We start from the raw sequence: 16,944 nt of genomic DNA, 5'->3' as shown, positions 1-16,944 counted from the left end.
TTACTTAGCGGATAGACATCCTAAATGTAATTTTATTATTGCAACATATATATATTAATAAAATTATTAATTAAATAGTAAATTTAAATTAAGGAAGGGTTTTTAAATGACAAAAATAGATATTATTTCAGGATTCCTAGGAGCAGGAAAAACTACATTAATAAAAAAATTAATTCAAGAAGCTTTTAATGGCGAAAAGCTTATGATAATTGAAAATGAATTTGGTGAAATAGGAATAGATGGTGGATTTTTAAACAATTCAGGAATTGAGATTACTGAAATGAACTCAGGATGTATCTGTTGTTCATTGGTAGGTGATTTTGGAGTTGCGCTAAAAGATGCATTAGTGAAGTATTCTCCAGAACGTATAATAATAGAACCATCAGGAGTGGGAAAGCTATCTGATGTGATTAGAGCTGTAGAAAGCATAAAGGATGAGGCACCTATAAAACTTAATAGTTTTACTGCAGTAGTTGATGCAGTAAAATGCAAAATGTATATGAATAATTTTGGAGAATTTTTTAATAATCAAATTGAAAATGCTAACACAATTGTTTTAAGCCGTACCCAAAAACTTTCAGAAGAAAAACTAGAATTGTGCGTATCTCAAATAAAAGAACACAATAGTGATGCAGCTATAATAACTACAAATTGGGATGAGATAAGTGGAAAACAAATTCTTCAGGCAATGGAAAATAAAAATTCTTTTGAAAAAGAACTTTTAAGTGAAGCAAAGCATCACGAACATCATCATAGTGAAGAATGTAACTGCAACGATCATGAACATCATCACCACGATGAAGAATGTAACTGTCATGATCATGAACATCATCACCACGATGAAGAATGTGATTGTCATGATCATGAACATCATCATCATGATAAAGAATGTAGCTGCCATGATCATGAACATCACCATCACGATGAAGAATGTGACTGCCATGATCATGAACATCACCATCATGATGAAGAATGTGACTGCCATGATCATGAACATCACCATCATGATGAAAATTGCAATTGTCATAATCATGAACATCATCATGCAGATGAAGTATTTACAAGCTGGGGGATAGAAACACCAAGAAAGTATTCTAAAACAGAATTAGATGAAATTTTAAAAACTTTATCTGATTCTTCAGAATATGGAATTATCTTACGAGCAAAAGGAATAATATCTTGTAGCGAAGGCGGATGGATTAATTTTGATTTAGTTCCAGGAGAATACGAAATTCGTGAAGGAAAACCAGATTATACAGGAAGATTATGTGTTATAGGAACTAAACTTGACAAGGCTAGAATAGAAGAGTTGTTTCATATATAAGATTACATAATAGAAAGTAACTTGAAGAATTAAATTATAAATTATATTGCGTAATATAATTTACAGAAATATAAATTGAAATACGTAAAGAAAGAAGGCGTAAACTTATGACGGATATACCAGTTTTTCTTATTACAGGTTTCTTAGAGTGTGGCAAAACTACGTTTATTAAAGAAATATTTAATGATCCAGATTTTGCACAAGGAGAAAAAATTACTTTAATTGTTTGTGAAAGTGGCATAGAAGAATGCGAAAGAGATTTCTTAAAAGAAAATAATATTACATTAGTGAATATTAATAGTCAGGAAGAATTAACGGATTCATTTTTAAAAGAGTGCAATAAGAATACGAAGCCAAGTAAAGTCTTAATAGAATACAATGGTATGTGGCAGTTCGATGTTATAGAGAAGATAAGCTTTCCAGAGGAGTGGGAGTTTGCTCAAATAATAACACCTATTGATGCTAGTACGTTTGAGAGCTATATGGGAAATATGAAGTCTCTTATTATAGAACAATTCAAGAACTCAGATTTGATTATTTTTAATAGGTGCAATGAAAAAACAGATAAATTAAAGTTTAGGAATAGCATAAAGGCTGTCAATGCAAGAGCAAATATAATTTTTGAGTTGGAAAATGGTGAAATTGATGATAGTCCACTACAATTACCTTTTGATATAAATGCGAAGGTAATTGAATTTAAGGATTATGATTTTGGTGTGTGGTATCTAGATGTGACAGAATCACCAGAAAAGTACGAAGGAAAAAATGTAAAAATAAAAGGAATTGCATTAAGCCATCCTAAGTATCCTAAGAATGTTTTTGCCTTTGGAAGAAATGCTATGACCTGTTGTGAAGATGATATTTCTTTCTTAGGGCTTTTATGTCAAAGCAATAAAACAGTAAATTTCAAGGAGAAAGAATGGGTTGAGATAGAAGGCGTAATACATAAAAAGTTCATATCTCAAGAGCAAAGAGAAATTCCATTTATAGCTATAAAAGACTATAAAGTAATAAATAAAATTGACGATGAGTTAGTATATTTTTAGAGTTTAATGTAAGCTTGTGAGAAACCCTTCCTAGAAATAGGAGGGGTTTTCTTAATCAATCAAGTAAATTCTTTTCAAATTCCTCAACCATTTTTTTAGTCATTAATCCGCCAATATTTCCACCAATGTGTCCATTTGATCTTGAACTCTTATTTCCATTATATTTTTCATTAAATTCTATTCCAATTTCATTTTCAAATTCAGTTTTTAAATTTTCTAGTTTTACTTTTGCTTCTGGAATTAAAGGCCGTCTACTCATGTTTAACACCTCCATGTTAGTAATAGTTTAATATTTTTGAGAAAAAATATACCCTAGAGTATTAGAAATTTAGGTTGAATAAAGTTTACTGAATTTTAACTTAAAATGCGTATATTTATACTTAAAATCATTATGTAGTATGTTGTAATTTAAATAAAGAAATATTATGATTAGGTCATAGGAAAAAAATGTAAAGGAAAGGGGCGCATTTATATGAGAAAGTACGATTTAGTTAAGGACAAAGTCGATTCAAGAGATTTAATGTATGGAAAAAGACATGTTGTGAAGAGTGAAATACTCCCAGAAAAAATTGATCTTAGGGAAAAATGTTCACCTGTTGTAGATCAGGGACAGTTAGGAAGCTGCACTGCAAATGCAATTGTTTCAGGACTCAGGGAGTTTATGCTGTTAAATGACAATCGCAGCCACTTTGAAAGATTATCTAGACTTTTTTTATACTGGTGGGAAAGAGACTTAGAAGGAACTGTTTATAGAGATAGTGGGGCATCTCTTAGAGACGGAATGAAGGTTTTAAAAAACCAAGGAGTCTGCTTAGAAGCTTCATGGCCATATGATATAAAAACTTTTGAAAATTCTCCTACGGAGAAAGAGTTAGAAGAGGCAAAAAACTATACAATTTCAGGATATCAAAGAATAAAGTCTATTGATGAGATTAAACATGCTTTACTAATTGAACATTTAGTGGTATTTGGGATAACTGTATATGAATCTTTTGAAACTGTTAAAACTGATGGTATTGTACCAGTGCCAAAGGACGGAGAAAAGGAACTTGGTGGACATGCTCTGTGCATTGTAGGATATGATGATAATTTTAATAATGGAAGTTTCATTGTTAGAAACTCTTGGGGAGATGCATGGGGAGATGAAGGATATTGCTATATACCTTATAGTATGTTCGAATATCTAATGGATATTTGGACTGTTAAGCTAGGAGCATAAATATATATCAGTGGATTTTATGCGGTTTTAGGCTCTAATGCTCATCCGAAAGTATATTCAATTACGTAGAAATAGTATATCAAATAATATTGGCATCTGGGTGAGCATTTTAGCATTATAAAATATATGGATATATCTATCATTTGCTATATTAATGAAATTTCTTTGAGTTTATTAATTATTTTAATGTATAATATCATTATGAATAAATTAAAGTGAATAAATATTTAAAAAACTCCTAGAGTAGAGAATAAAATGAATTCAATTTTGGTGAGGTATATTAATAGTTATGAGAAGTAAAAGAATTATGATTATTGGTTGTGGTGGAAGTGGCAAATCAACATTGGCAAGAAATCTTGGGAAAAAGATGAGTATACCTGTTATACATTTAGATAAATTATTCTGGAGAGCGGGATGGAAATCAATTTCTGATGAAGAATTTGATACTATTCTACATAATGAACTTATAAAAGATTATTGGATTATTGATGGCAATTTTAACAGAACAATAAGTGAAAGATTAGGTAGATGTGATACGGTGATTTACCTTGATTTTTCTAGAGTTAGGTGCTTATTTGGAGTGATAAAGCGTGTGCTAAAAAACTATGGACAGACACGTTCTGATATGGGGGAGAATTGTCCAGAAAAATTTGATATGGAATTTTTGAAGTGGATATGGAATTTTAACAAAGTTCATAGAGATAAATATTATCAAGTATTATCAAATGCAAAAGACAAGAAGGTATTTATAGTACATAATCACAGGGAATGTAGAAAGTTATTAGATAGGATATAGATATAAAAAAGTTAATGAGTCATAAATTAAATAATGATAAGTGCATTTTATTACAACATATAATTTTATAAAAATGCTTAGCCACGATAAATTTATTATGGTTAAGCATTTTTCATATATTATAATTTAGTTAAATCTCATAAAATAAGATTCTGAATTTGTAGAATAATTTTTTGGGTAAGGAAGATAATAATGCTAGTCATAAAAAATTATAGATAAAAATAATGAATAGGATGATAGTTTATGAAAGCATACAAAATAAAAATAACATTACAGGGAAGTGCACCACTAATATGGAGGCGCGTAATCGTTCCAGCAGAAATTACATTTAAAAGATTGCATGACATAATTCAACTTTCTATGGGATGGAGTAACTGCCATCTGTATGATTTTAATCTTGTGGAGGAAAAATTGAGAATAACTGGCGATGAAGAATCAATTGCAGAATATGAAATGTATTCAAAAATTAAATTAACAAAGAAAAACGATCCATATGGTTTTATTGCAAATTTATTAGAGGTAAAACCAAAACTAAGCAGCAAGGTTAAAATAGATAAGTATTTAAATCAAGATTTTAATATTGCATACATATATGACCTAGGTGAATACTGGAAACATGAAATAGCTTTAGAAGAGAAAATTGAAGACTATGAATATGAATGCCCAATGTGTTTAGAAGGTGAGGGGGCATGCCCACCAGAGGATATAGGAGGAATATGCGGATATACAGAATTTTTGGAAATTATAAACAACGAGAAACATCCAGAATATGAAGAAACAAAGGAATGGGTGAGTAATCAACACTATGAAGATGTGTTTGATATTGAAAAGATTAACGTTCATTTAGCAAATATGTTTATGAAGAAGAATTCAAGGAATAAAAAATATTATGGAGAATGGATTAAAACGTCGTAATCTTACTATAAATAAGCTTAATAATTTTTATTAAAATGAGCTTAATATTAAAGATTTAGGATAACAATATATCAGATTTAACTAATACAGTGTATAAATTCTACTCATACCAACATTCTACTAGATTATAATTTGTAATAGTGGTTAATATATTACTGCCAAACAAAATAATAATTATATTTAAGGAGGTAGATTCATATGGCTTCAAGCAATAGTGGTAGTAACAGAACTTTAATTCCAGAGGCAAAGGCAGGTTTAAGCAGATTAAAAACTGAGGTTGCTTCAGAAATAGGATTAGGAAACTATGAAAGCGTAGACAAAGGAAATCTTTCTTCAAGACAAAACGGTAGTGTTGGTGGGTTCATGGTAAAACACATGATAGAAAGCTATGAACAAGGCTTAAAATAAAAAGGTTATTAAAAATACATTAAAATAAAAATTTGTCAGAGAAGGGTACTCAATAACGAGTACCTTTTTCTATTTACAAAGAAAAATATAAATTCATAAAAGATGAATGTAATATAAAAAATGTCATGAATGAAATTGTGATTCATATAAAGCAGGTTTATTATAGATAAAAGAATTACTAAATTTATTGCATCATAATAGAAAAATAAGAATTAATGTAATATAGTATATTATTTTGTGCTAAAATAGTGTTATAATGCAATCTTTGGATTATTTATGCTATTATATAGATATGGCTTATTTTTTATGTAATTTTATGACATATAAAAAGTGCTAATTAATAAGTATAAGTATGTGAAGCGCTTTTAAGGTGTAACATGTAATCGAGAGAAAATAATAGTAGAATTAATAAGGAATACGAGGGAGAGAGACATGCCTAATATTTTTGATGGACTTAGAAAAATTGCAGATAATGATATAATTGAACAAGTTGCATTACTTGAAACTATGAATATAACTAATATATCAAAGCCTGTTATACAAAAGGCTAAAAAAAGAACTATAAGCATAATTAATCTTATAGGAAGCAAAATTGGAAGAAATAATGTGATTGAAGAACCGGAAGTAACTGAAATATGGGCTTTAATTGATGAAAAAAAAGAAGAATTAAAAGATTGCACAAGAGAAGAATTGAATGAAAGATTATTAAATATTCTTTTAGAGAAGATTAAAGGTGATATTGAAGATGAATCTGAGGATGCTATATCCATAGAAGTGATAGAAGAAGCATCTAAGTTATACAAGGTTTACGAAAATCTAACTCCAGGTAAAAAAGCTGATAATATTTATTTAAAATATAATGAAAAGCTTGAAGGCAAAGCAAAAGAGTTTATAAATGATCAACCTTTCATTGATTTACAAGAAACAGAAGAAAATATAGAAGAAATTATAAACAATATGGATGAAAAACGCAGGAAGGAATTCTTGAAATCCATGGAAGTAGAAAATCTAACATTATTAAACGTGTGGAAAAAAATAGATAGGCAGCATTTTGCAAGACTTATATGGATGGCAGTAAAGGCTTATAAAGGTAGGTTTACGCCTAAAGAGGAAATACTTCCAAGTTTTGTAGATGGTGATAAAGAAGTAGAAGCATTAAAAAGAGATGAAGAATTAAAAAAGTCACAGAGAGCATTATTTGAATTAGAAAATAAAATAGAAATCTGTAAGGATAAAATAAATTCTATAGAAAGTAATTTAAAAAAAGAAAATCGTTTGTTAAACATTGCAGTTAAAAATAAAAGTAAAGCTGAAGAAGATATAGAAGAGCTAAAAGAACAAAATTCTAAATTAGAAGAAGTGAAGAAAGCATATGAAGATAAGGTAAATGAAATTAAGGAAAAGATAGAAAATGCAGCATTAGTAGATGTATTAGATTCATTAACAGAGGAATTTAGAACAGTTAAATTTGAATCGATTGATATTAATAATAGAATTTCAGATATTAATATAGAAATTACATATAAAAATGAGTTAATAGAAGATAGTATTAAGGTAATAACAGGCAGAGAAGAAACCATAAAGCAGATTGGAAGTGAATTTCAACAATTTAAAATGGATGCTGAAAATTTAGTAAATGAGTATAACGAAAAGAAAAAAGACGTAATTCAAAGAGAAGAGTTTAAAAGAAATGAAATATTCGAAAGATGGACTAGCTTCTTTGATAAGTTTATATTTGAATTTAAAAATTTAAGTAATGTTGTGAATTTTTCTCAAAAAGAGTTAATTCACGTTGAAGAATGCTTGTATGAATTGCATTTTATAAAAAATCCAATGGCTATGAGTATGGGAATAATTGAAGATAAAAAAGAAAAAGAGGAATACCAATACATTGATATTAGCTTTACTGATAAATTCAAAGTGGAAATACAATATAAGATATTAGGAAAACAAGAAAAGAGTATAAAAATAGTAGAAATCATTCCAGAGTTTTGATGAAATTTTGGAAAATGTTTTTGTAAAAGATAAGCTGTTGAAAAAGTCATTTTTCAACAGCTTTTTTTAATTAATGATGATATTATCACAAGATTATTATATATTATATAAGATTTGAAATATTGCATTTTATATTTGTTAGTTGACGTTATAATTAATATATGGTCATTGCTAGAATAAATATTCAAAAAGTTAGTGAGAAGGAGATGAACTTGGAAAAGAGGGTATATGATTGTGCTTTAAATATTTATAGAACGCAAGGATTTAAATAAATGGACTTTCATCAAAAATATTATCTATATTTCCTGTATCATATAGGCTATATGCCCATTGACACCATTCAATTCCCCATTTTGCATCGCCTAAAATTTTTGTAAGTATAAGAAACCTTCCAAAGTAGCCAGAATTTGTACTTTCAAGTATTCCCCCTTGTGCTTTAAGATCCTCAATCCTTTTTTTACATGATAAAAATTTATCAAGATACATTTTTTCACGTTCCTTAAGTATCTTTTTGGCTTTGTCTTTATCTAATACGTGTAAGCAATATGTTTTAAGTAACATCTCATCTTTAGTAATAGGAGCTATGGTTGTTTTTTCAAGCCATTCCTTTGTAGCATCAAGTCCAATTTTAGTGGGGGTATAAATTTTTTTGTCAGGCTTACCAGTTTGCTTTACTAAAACAAATTCTACATATCCATTTTCCTCTAATTTAGAAAGGAGCGGATAGATATGACTATGTCTAGTATGCCAAAACAAATTCATTTTTAGATTCAAGTCATAACCTGACATAGATTCATTGGCTAAAAGTGCTAAAAGGCCATATGATAATGTATTCATGAAAACTCTCCTTTATATGTACAAATTGACATATTAACTTTTAAATAGTATCATAAAAACATTATATGTCCATTTTGTCATATAATCAAATTGACAAAGCTAAAAGTAATCTTAGTTAAATTTAAATAATATAAAACTTAGAAATCGAGGATGATAAGAATGAAAAGTACAAAAGATAATAAAATGCCTTTTTGGTCAGTAATGTTTCCAATATTTTTAGGAGTTTTTTTAGGAACTTTTAATATGAGTGCCATAAATATTGCATTAACCGAATTTATAAAAATATTTAATACAAGTTTAGATTCTGTAAAGTGGATATTGACAGGATTCATGCTTGCAACAGGTGCAGCATGCCCTTTAGCTGGATATTTAGGAGAAAAGTTTAGTTTTAAGAAACTATATTTATTTGCTCTTACTGGATTTATATTAGCATCAATCTTTTGTGCACTTTCAGTTAATATTTTTATGCTTATAAGTTTCCGTATTATTCAAGGTATATTTAGTGGACTAGTTATACCTTCAACTATGACAATTATTTACCAGGTAATTCCAAAAGATAGACATGCTTTTGCTATAAGTTTATGGAGCATGGCTTCTATGCTTGCCCCTGCACTTGGGCCAACTTTAAGTGGATGGCTGATTCAATGTTTCAGTTGGAAAGCAATTTTTATGGTAAATGTGCCAATAGGTATTATTGCTATTATTTTGGTAATTCGTTTTATTCCGCAATATAATTTATCAAAAGCAAATTCATTTGATTTAATCGGATTTATGGAGGTTATTATTTTAAGTCTATCAATATTAGTAGCTTTCAGTGAAGGATCTGTATGGGGATGGCTTTCTTTAAAAATAATTTCTCTTATTATAATTGGAGCTGTTTCGCTTGTACTATTCATATTGAGAGAACTAAAAATAAATTCACCAGCACTTAATATAAGGGTATTTAAATTTAAGAAATATACTATAAGTATAGCGGCAGTTAGCATAGTAACAATTGCTCTATATGCTGGAACATTGTTAACTCCGTTATATTTACAAAATTCACAACATTTATCTACTTTAGATACAGGGCTTATTTTATTACCACCATCATTAGTTATGGCATTTATGATGCCAATAGTTGGAATTTTATATAATCGTATTGATCCAAGAATCTTAATAATATCAGGAATTTGCTTTATAGCTTTAGGATCATGGGAAATGTCTAAGTTACAATTAAATACATCTCATTTATATATAATTTTTTGGATGACAATAAGGTATGTAGGCATTTCTTTTTCAACAATGCCTATAACAAATTCAGGAATGTCAATAATACCTCGAACATTATCTGGTCATGCTTCGTCTATTAATAACTGGTTACGCCAAGTATCGAGTTCTTTAGCTATCGGTATATTTAGTTCATTACTCCTTATTCGTATTGATTATCATACAAGGATATTTGAGAGTGTAAATAATACAGCTAGTGACTTGCTTGCGCAAAAGGCATATACAATGGGTATAAATGATATATATTTTTTATCTACAATTATTGTATTAATTGGATTACCACTTGGGTTTATGTTGAAGAATAAAATGAATACTGAAAATATAAAATCTGACCAAATGACATCAGCAGCAAACTAGCAAAAGAAGGATTAGATTATTTCATAATATTTAACAGAATTAATATGTATATATTATTTGTAATATTGGAAATAATTATAGTATGAATATATGAATACTAAAAGTTAAGTTTATGCTATAATCTATATTTGAGGCAAAACAAGTATAACAGTTAAGAAATAAAAAAGTAAGCATAGATTAATTATTATTCAGTTTAAGTTATAACATATGGCTGTAGATTTAAATCAGGTAACAGAAAAGTGCAATATAAAGGAGGCGGGTTAATGGATGATAATAATGAGGTATTTGAGTTACTTATTAAGATGTATTCCGAAATTCAAGGAATAAAATCAGATTTTAGTGTGAGGATGGATAAACTAGAAAGTAGATTTGATGATTTAGGACATAAAGTTGATAAAACTAATATTATTATTGAAAATGATATTAAACCTAGAAGCAAAGCTTTATTTGACGGATATAAGCAGAATACAGAAGCTATAAACATCTTTAATAATAAGATTGAAGCATTGCAGAATGAGATAAGTAATTTAACAATAAGAACAGTAAAAAACGAAAATAACATAATTCATTATTCTAAATCAATGGAACAGAACATATAAAATATATTAAATGAAAAATAGCAAAGGATTTAATCCTGTGCTATTTTTTATCTTCATAATATTAATTAAAATTCTTTTTTATTTCTAATGTAGGAATTAATCTGTAGGATTTGATTTTAAAGAGTTTCCATCAGATATATTTTCCACGGGAGCCACCTCATCGTTCATGGTACTATGAGATTTTCCATAAGCAAAATATACTACAAGTCCTAAGAGAAACCAAACAACAAATCTTATTTTGGTTGCAGTTTGAAGTTGTAAAATAAGTCCAAAACATGCTAAAGCTGAAATTATTGGTGTTACAGGTACGAATGGGCATTTAAATGATCTTTTTAAATCAGGTCTCTTCTTTCTTAATGCAATTACTCCAAGAGAAACAATGATAAATGCTGCAAGTGTACCTATATTAGTCAATTCTGAAACTATTCCTATTGGTAAGAAACCAGCGATAAGCGCAGTTGCAATTCCAACCATAAGAGTACTGTTTACAGGTGTTTTTGTCTTTTTGTTTACACCTCCGATAACTTCTGGTAAAAGTCCATCTCTAGACATTGCAAAGAATATTCTTGTTTGACCAAACATCATAACTAGAAGTACAGAAGTTAATCCGAATATTGCACCTACTGATACCAATGCTGATCCCCAGTTAATTCCTAATTGCTCAAGAGCAAAAGCAACTGGTGCTGCTGTGTTCATATAGTTTAAATAAGGAACTACGCCTGTAAGAATTGCAGATACAACTATATATAATACTGTACATATTAAAAGTGATGCTATAATTCCTTTTGGTAAATCTTTTTGAGGATTTTTAACTTCTTCAGCTGCTGTAGATACTGCATCAAAGCCTATATATGCAAAGAATACATATGCAGCACCTTGTAATACTCCGTTAAAACCATAAGGCATAAATGGTGTCCAATTTGCAGGTTGTACATGTCCTACTGCTAAGAATATAAATAGAAATATAATTGCGATTTTTATTGCGACTATAACATTATTAAATCTAGCACTTTCTTTAACACCTATAATTAAGAAAAAAGAAATAAGTGCGATTATAAGCATCGCTGGTAAGTTTACAATTCCACCATCAGCTGGAGAATTGACTAAGTTTGCAGGTAAAATAATACCGATGTTCTTAAGAAGATTTACCATATATCCAGACCATCCAATTGCTACAGCTCCAATTGCAACGGCATACTCTAATATTAAATCCCAGCCTATTATCCAGGCCCAAACTTCCCCAAGAGCTGCATAACCGTAAGTATAAGCACTTCCAGCTACTGGAATCATTGCTGCAAATTCAGCATAACACAGAGCGGCAAATGCGCAGGCAAAACCAGCAACAATAAATGATAGTACCAGAGCTGGTCCAGAGAATTTTGCAGCTGCTACTCCTGTAAGTACGAAAATACCGCTTCCAACAATAGCACCAATTCCAAGCATTGTAAGCTCAAAAGAACCTAATGCCTTCTTCAAGGAATTTTCACCTTGAGTTTCATTAATTAAACTTTTGACCGATTTTGTTCTAAAAATGTCTTTCATAATAATGTACTCCCCTCATTTTAATAATGTCTAAAATTTTTCAACAAACATATGTTTATTAAAAAAAATAGGACTGGAGTATATCTACACCAGTCCTTGCGTATGATTTCATTATACTATCATTTTAATATTTGTCAATAAATTTTAAAAAAACAACTTAAATTAATAAAATTCTCCCGGCATTGTTAATAATAATAAGCATTTAAGCTATATATATTATAAATTTAAAAAAATGATTTTTGCCATATATAAAAAATTATGTATTTTTTGTTTTCAGTTTAGATGTTTATTTTAATAGCATTTCATAATTAAAGGTAATATGGATTTATGATAATGTTAACAAAAGGTTAATAAGTTTGACAAACAACTGACAAAAATCAGTATTAATATAAATAGTAGAAAGGGTGGTTGATATAATGATAAATGAAAATGAAAAATTAGAGATTAGAAATGCAATCACAAAAAAAGATAAGAAAATATTGACCAAAGCATTGGATGGAATAAAAGGATGGAATTTTAATCCTGTAGCAGTAATTACAAATGACATGGAAGATTATTATTTCATATGTAAAGTAAAAACAATAATAGAAAATTTGCAAATGAAGATGGCAAGAATATATATAAAAGTTCAAGAAGGGAATAATCCAAGGATATTAGCTATAGAAGAGATAGTATAAATACATTACATTATAATAAATAGATTTTTAGTATTCTATAGTATAAGCAGTAGAGGCAATTTAACTAATGCTTATATATTTTTTGAAATGAGCAATAAAAATTATCAATTAATATGGATTATTGTGGTATATTATGTTATAATATCTACATACCCTAAAGTAAATAACCCCTTATTTACTTACCCTAATAATTTGTGAATGCAGTCATCCCCATGACTGCATTTTTTCATTGATTAATTTTATGAGATGATATAATTACGTCTTAGGCGTTGAAAATTTCTTTTGCTACGAAAACTGCATTTAATACTTTTGGGAAACCTATATAAGGAATACATTGCAAAAATACTTCTATAATTTCATCTTTTGATACCCCAACATTTAGTGCACCATTAATATGAACTTTTAATTGATTTTCACAACCTCCAAGTGTAGCAAGAGTTGATAAGGTAATAAGTTCTCTTTGCTTCAAATCAAAGGCGGGTCTGGTGTAAATATCACCAAAAGCAAATTCAATAATATATTTACCAAGATCTGGGGCTATATTTTTTAAGGATTCTATTACAGCAGCACCTCCGTTTCCATCAACCTCATTAAGTTTATTAATTCCATTTGTATATCTTATTTCCATAATTGTAATACCTCCTGTTTTTTGATAATATTAGGATAAATGATGGAGTTAACTCCATGTCAATAGGAAGGGGAAAAATTTTGAATTATTATATTGGGGAATTTTCAAAAAAATTTGATATTAGCATTGATACATTAAGGTATTATGAGAAAATAGGTTTGATTTACCCGGAAAGGGATAAGATTAATAAACGAATATATTCAGAAAAGGATATAGAATGGTTAAAATTTATAATGCGCTTAAAAGAAACAAATATGCCAATAAAACAGATACAATATTATTCAAAGTTAAGATATGAAGGTAATAATACAATTCAGGAACGACTAGAATTATTAAATGAACATATGAATAGATTAAAGGCAGAAAAAGAAAAAATAGAGGAAAATATGCAGCACTTAAAAGAGAAGATTACTATATATAATGATATGATGGAAGAAAATAAAATAGTAAATGCAAGAAGGTGCAATATTGTATGGAACTAAATATACAACAAATGGATCATGATAAAGCAAGAGAGATTTCAATATGGACTTATAAAGATCCATATTCAATGTATAATATGGATGGAAGTGATGAATGTATAAAGGAATTTCTTAGTGGATATTATTTTTCAGTTTCAAATAAAGAAAAAAAGCTTATAGGATATTATTGTTTTGGAAAATTTGCTCAAGTACCTATAGGAAATCAGTTCGGGGCCTATGATTCAAAAGAATTTACAGATGTTGGCTTAGGAATGAAGCCTAGCTTATGTGGAAAAGGAACGGGAATAGACTTTTTTAGAAAAGGTTTAGAGTTTGCAAGAAATGAATTATCTATAGAAAAGTTTCGATTAACTGTGGCAGACTTTAATGAACGAGCAATTAAAGTATATGAAAAGCTTGGATTCAAAAAAGTAGATTATTTTGAAAGAGTATCTGATCTTGGGAAGATTAAATTTTGGATTATGATTTTATATTAAACGTAAAGCAGATAAAGGAGGCATTTTACTTGTTAATTAAATTTTCTGGACAAGATAATATATTAGATTCTAAGCCATTTATAGATGATGAAGTACAATTTAATCTGCTTCATTTAATAAGAGAAAGTAAATCACCACTTTTATATATGAATGAAAATAGGAATGTGATAATCGGCCAGTCTACTCTTAAGCATCCAGCTTGGATATGGACTTTAAAAGAAATTGAAAATGAAGATATTGAAAAGTTGAAAAAGGATTTTATCGAATTATATAAGGATGTAGATGCACTGACCTTTGTGGCAAGACCAGATATTGCAGTTACACTAGCAGAATATTATTATGCTAATACTAAAATGAAGTATCATGCACATTTACAAATGGAATCATTTAAGTGTAGTCAAATTATAGAACCTAAATCAATACAAGGATTCTTAAGGAAAGCTGTAATGAATGATATTAGTGTTATTTCAGAATTTTTATCTGGATTTATTTATGACTGTTTTGGTAAAAAGACAAGCTCAGAAGAACAGCGAGAAACTGCAAAAGCGTATATAGAAAGTGGAAATTTGTATGTTTGGAGTAACAATGACGAAGTGATTTCTATGGCTAATATTGCACATTGCGCAAGGCGCCATGCTAGACTTAATGCAGTATATACAAAACCTTATATGAGAGGAAAAGGTTTTGGAGCAATGATTGTATCTGGGATTAGTAAAATTATTTTAAATGAAAATAAAATTCCTGTCCTATATGCGGACTTATCTAATCCTGCATCTAATAAAGCTTATAAAAATGTTGGCTTTATTGAATGCGGAAAAGTTACTCAAGTTGTATTTGAGGGCAAATGAAATAATTATATGTTTTTATGAAAAATATTCTCGTCATATTTAGAATTGTTATTTTCTTTCATATATCGAGAATATTAATAAAATTTATTAGATATTTAGTATCAATTGTAAAAAAATAAACCTCTTATGATTCAGCATATATTAACACAATATTGACCTTTCAAACCATCCAAATGCAGTTATTACTTTACTAACTAACTGACTTGAAGATTTTATAATAATGGAATAGTTTCCAGATGGAGCCGAAATAAATTTACCATCTTCCTCAGATACTAGAGTAGAATTTGGAGGAACTATTCGTTTATATACATTAACTCCCTTTATGGGAACTTTAGTAGTAGATTTTACAAATTGAATATTCACTTCATTTTTAGGAAGTGGATTTAAGGAAGTATTTGTTGGAGAAACTTTATCTGATATACTCCCTAGTGGTGGTTTATTAGTGTTGAGCCATATTTCTGCAGTTAAATATTCATTAGAGAAATTTGAAATAGTAAAAACATTGGTATATAAATTAACGGCTGAGTCATATGGATTTACTAAAGCTGCCCAGGCATTTACTCCTTTTTTTACACATAGAATATCTGTTTGACCTACAAAGTATTTTCCTTCCATTGATTCAAATAGAGGTACTGGAATACTAACTACTTTTTGAGGCTTAGCTGCTTTACTCTCAAGAATATAATCATTATTTGCCTTTAACATAAACCACATCTCCTGATAATTACGTTATCATATGATATTTTTTCTTTTCATATATAATATTCAGTAAATAGCTAAATGTTCATTAATTTAATCAGCATTTTGTTTTTCGATAGCAAGAATACATAATTTTTCGGTTATTAATTTAGTTATACTATTTTTTGAGTTGTTATCAATAGTAAATTTGATTTCATTATTATATTCAAAACATATAAAGTTATTTATAACGTTTATCACAAGTAAAGTTTCATTACTTATATAATAGGATTTCACATCATTCCAAGTATAATATATTCCCCAATATAATATTCCATTATCGGCTATATAATCATTGAGACTATTATGAAAAGCGAAAATAGAAGTAAAGATCAATGTTATAAGAAATAAAGTAAGTATATACATATCAACTGAAATTATAAATACAACGAATTCAGAAGAGCTGAGTAATACAAGGAATATAAAAATATTTTTAAATCTATTTTTATAATATGGTATTACCTTGAATTCTGGATTGCAGAATTTTATATTACTATTATATGTTTCATGGAAATCAAAGATAGAACAGACAGTTACTATTATTAATAAAATCAATTCTATTAGACTAAATATGTCGATATTACCTAAAATTTTTATTTCCTCCATCCCAGACTTTGCTAAAAGGAATCCAATTAGCCACCCTAATAAGCCAAGAATAAAAAGATTTACAATTAAAAATTTTTCCCATTTTTGCATTGATTGTTCCTCCATTATATTTGATTATTTATTATTAAAAATTGAATGAAAAGCTTAATCATTATTTACATCATGAGATGTCTTTATAAAAT

General features: G+C 28.5%; 19 protein-coding genes. 13 read left to right on the top strand and 6 right to left on the bottom strand.

What is annotated here, in order from left to right:
* Positions 1-106: 106 nt before the first annotated feature.
* Positions 107-1,324: a GTP-binding protein gene (locus CLOBL_RS07075; protein WP_077858379.1), complete on the top strand. Its 1,218-nt coding sequence runs from the start codon at positions 107-109 to the stop codon at positions 1,322-1,324.
* 107 nt (positions 1,325-1,431) lie between these two features.
* Positions 1,432-2,370: a GTP-binding protein gene (locus CLOBL_RS07070; protein WP_077858378.1), complete on the top strand. Its 939-nt coding sequence runs from the start codon at positions 1,432-1,434 to the stop codon at positions 2,368-2,370.
* 55 nt (positions 2,371-2,425) lie between these two features.
* On the opposite strand, the gene CLOBL_RS07065 is transcribed toward CLOBL_RS07070, so the two are convergent.
* Positions 2,426-2,629: an alpha/beta-type small acid-soluble spore protein gene (locus tag CLOBL_RS07065; RefSeq protein ID WP_077858377.1), complete on the bottom strand. Its 204-nt coding sequence runs from the start codon at positions 2,627-2,629 to the stop codon at positions 2,426-2,428.
* Positions 2,630-2,842: 213 nt separating this feature from the next.
* On the opposite strand from CLOBL_RS07065, the gene CLOBL_RS07060 reads away from it, so the two are divergent.
* The 5 genes from CLOBL_RS07060 to CLOBL_RS07040 all read left to right on the top strand — a co-directional run bounded on the left by CLOBL_RS07060 (position 2,843) and on the right by CLOBL_RS07040 (position 7,703).
* A complete protein-coding gene (locus CLOBL_RS07060; RefSeq protein WP_207652350.1) occupies positions 2,843-3,589 on the top strand; it encodes a C1 family peptidase in 747 nt (248 codons plus the stop codon).
* Positions 3,590-3,878: 289 nt separating this feature from the next.
* Positions 3,879-4,385, top strand: coding sequence for a topology modulation protein (locus CLOBL_RS07055; RefSeq protein WP_077858376.1), 507 nt, complete (start codon positions 3,879-3,881; stop codon positions 4,383-4,385).
* Positions 4,386-4,628: 243 nt separating this feature from the next.
* Positions 4,629-5,300, top strand: coding sequence for a plasmid pRiA4b ORF-3 family protein (locus CLOBL_RS07050; protein WP_077858375.1), 672 nt, complete (start codon positions 4,629-4,631; stop codon positions 5,298-5,300).
* 198 nt (positions 5,301-5,498) lie between these two features.
* The gene (locus CLOBL_RS07045) at positions 5,499-5,708 is read left to right on the top strand and encodes an alpha/beta-type small acid-soluble spore protein (RefSeq protein WP_077858374.1); all 210 of its coding nucleotides are present in this window, start codon (positions 5,499-5,501) and stop codon (positions 5,706-5,708) included.
* A 432-nt stretch (positions 5,709-6,140) separates the two neighbouring features.
* On the top strand, positions 6,141-7,703 hold the full coding sequence (locus tag CLOBL_RS07040) for a hypothetical protein (RefSeq protein ID WP_077858373.1): 1,563 nt from the start codon (positions 6,141-6,143) through the stop codon (positions 7,701-7,703).
* Positions 7,704-7,967: 264 nt separating this feature from the next.
* Here CLOBL_RS07040 and CLOBL_RS07035 read toward each other — a convergent pair whose 3' ends face one another.
* On the bottom strand, positions 7,968-8,540 hold the full coding sequence (locus CLOBL_RS07035) for a PadR family transcriptional regulator (RefSeq protein WP_077858372.1): 573 nt from the start codon (positions 8,538-8,540) through the stop codon (positions 7,968-7,970).
* Positions 8,541-8,699: 159 nt separating this feature from the next.
* Here CLOBL_RS07035 and CLOBL_RS07030 point away from each other — a divergent pair, with 159 nt between their 5' ends.
* Positions 8,700-10,166 (top strand): MDR family MFS transporter, encoded by a 1,467-nt coding sequence (locus tag CLOBL_RS07030; RefSeq protein WP_077858371.1) that lies wholly within the window; start codon positions 8,700-8,702, stop codon positions 10,164-10,166.
* Between the two features lie 263 nt (positions 10,167-10,429).
* The gene (locus CLOBL_RS07025; RefSeq protein WP_077858370.1) at positions 10,430-10,765 is read left to right on the top strand and encodes a hypothetical protein; all 336 of its coding nucleotides are present in this window, start codon (positions 10,430-10,432) and stop codon (positions 10,763-10,765) included.
* Positions 10,766-10,861: 96 nt separating this feature from the next.
* On the opposite strand, the gene CLOBL_RS07020 is transcribed toward CLOBL_RS07025, so the two are convergent.
* A complete protein-coding gene (locus CLOBL_RS07020) occupies positions 10,862-12,307 on the bottom strand; it encodes an amino acid permease (protein ID WP_077858369.1) in 1,446 nt (481 codons plus the stop codon).
* A gap of 416 nt (positions 12,308-12,723) precedes the next feature.
* Here CLOBL_RS07020 and CLOBL_RS07015 point away from each other — a divergent pair, with 416 nt between their 5' ends.
* Positions 12,724-12,984, top strand: coding sequence for a hypothetical protein (locus CLOBL_RS07015; protein ID WP_077858368.1), 261 nt, complete (start codon positions 12,724-12,726; stop codon positions 12,982-12,984).
* 262 nt (positions 12,985-13,246) lie between these two features.
* Here the strand turns inward: CLOBL_RS07015 and CLOBL_RS07010 are convergent, their stop codons facing one another.
* Positions 13,247-13,612: a carboxymuconolactone decarboxylase family protein gene (locus CLOBL_RS07010; RefSeq protein ID WP_077858367.1), complete on the bottom strand. Its 366-nt coding sequence runs from the start codon at positions 13,610-13,612 to the stop codon at positions 13,247-13,249.
* An 80-nt stretch (positions 13,613-13,692) separates the two neighbouring features.
* On the opposite strand from CLOBL_RS07010, the gene CLOBL_RS07005 reads away from it, so the two are divergent.
* Genes CLOBL_RS07005 through CLOBL_RS06995 form a run of 3 tightly spaced genes read left to right on the top strand, consistent with a single transcriptional unit; the run spans position 13,693 to position 15,418 of the window.
* On the top strand, positions 13,693-14,094 hold the full coding sequence (locus tag CLOBL_RS07005) for a MerR family transcriptional regulator (RefSeq protein ID WP_077858383.1): 402 nt from the start codon (positions 13,693-13,695) through the stop codon (positions 14,092-14,094).
* Complete coding sequence (locus CLOBL_RS07000; RefSeq protein WP_077858366.1) at positions 14,085-14,570, top strand: GNAT family protein; 486 nt, start codon at positions 14,085-14,087, stop codon at positions 14,568-14,570. Before CLOBL_RS07005 ends, CLOBL_RS07000 begins: the two co-directional genes overlap by 10 nt.
* Before the next feature lie 29 nt (positions 14,571-14,599).
* Positions 14,600-15,418, top strand: a complete 819-nt coding sequence (locus CLOBL_RS06995) for a GNAT family N-acetyltransferase (protein WP_077858382.1) — start codon at positions 14,600-14,602, stop codon at positions 15,416-15,418.
* A gap of 141 nt (positions 15,419-15,559) precedes the next feature.
* On the opposite strand, the gene CLOBL_RS06990 is transcribed toward CLOBL_RS06995, so the two are convergent.
* Together CLOBL_RS06990 and CLOBL_RS06985 are read right to left on the bottom strand one after the other, a co-directional pair.
* The gene (locus CLOBL_RS06990) at positions 15,560-16,123 is read right to left on the bottom strand and encodes a DUF6143 family protein (protein WP_077858365.1); all 564 of its coding nucleotides are present in this window, start codon (positions 16,121-16,123) and stop codon (positions 15,560-15,562) included.
* A gap of 87 nt (positions 16,124-16,210) precedes the next feature.
* On the bottom strand, positions 16,211-16,852 hold the full coding sequence (locus CLOBL_RS06985; protein ID WP_077858364.1) for a hypothetical protein: 642 nt from the start codon (positions 16,850-16,852) through the stop codon (positions 16,211-16,213).
* Between the last annotated feature and the right edge of the window lie 92 nt (positions 16,853-16,944).

The organism is Clostridium sp. BL-8, assembly GCF_002006495.1.
Taxonomy (GTDB): Bacteria; Bacillota; Clostridia; order Clostridiales; family Clostridiaceae; genus Clostridium.
This window is presented reverse-complemented; position numbering and strand designations above follow the sequence as displayed.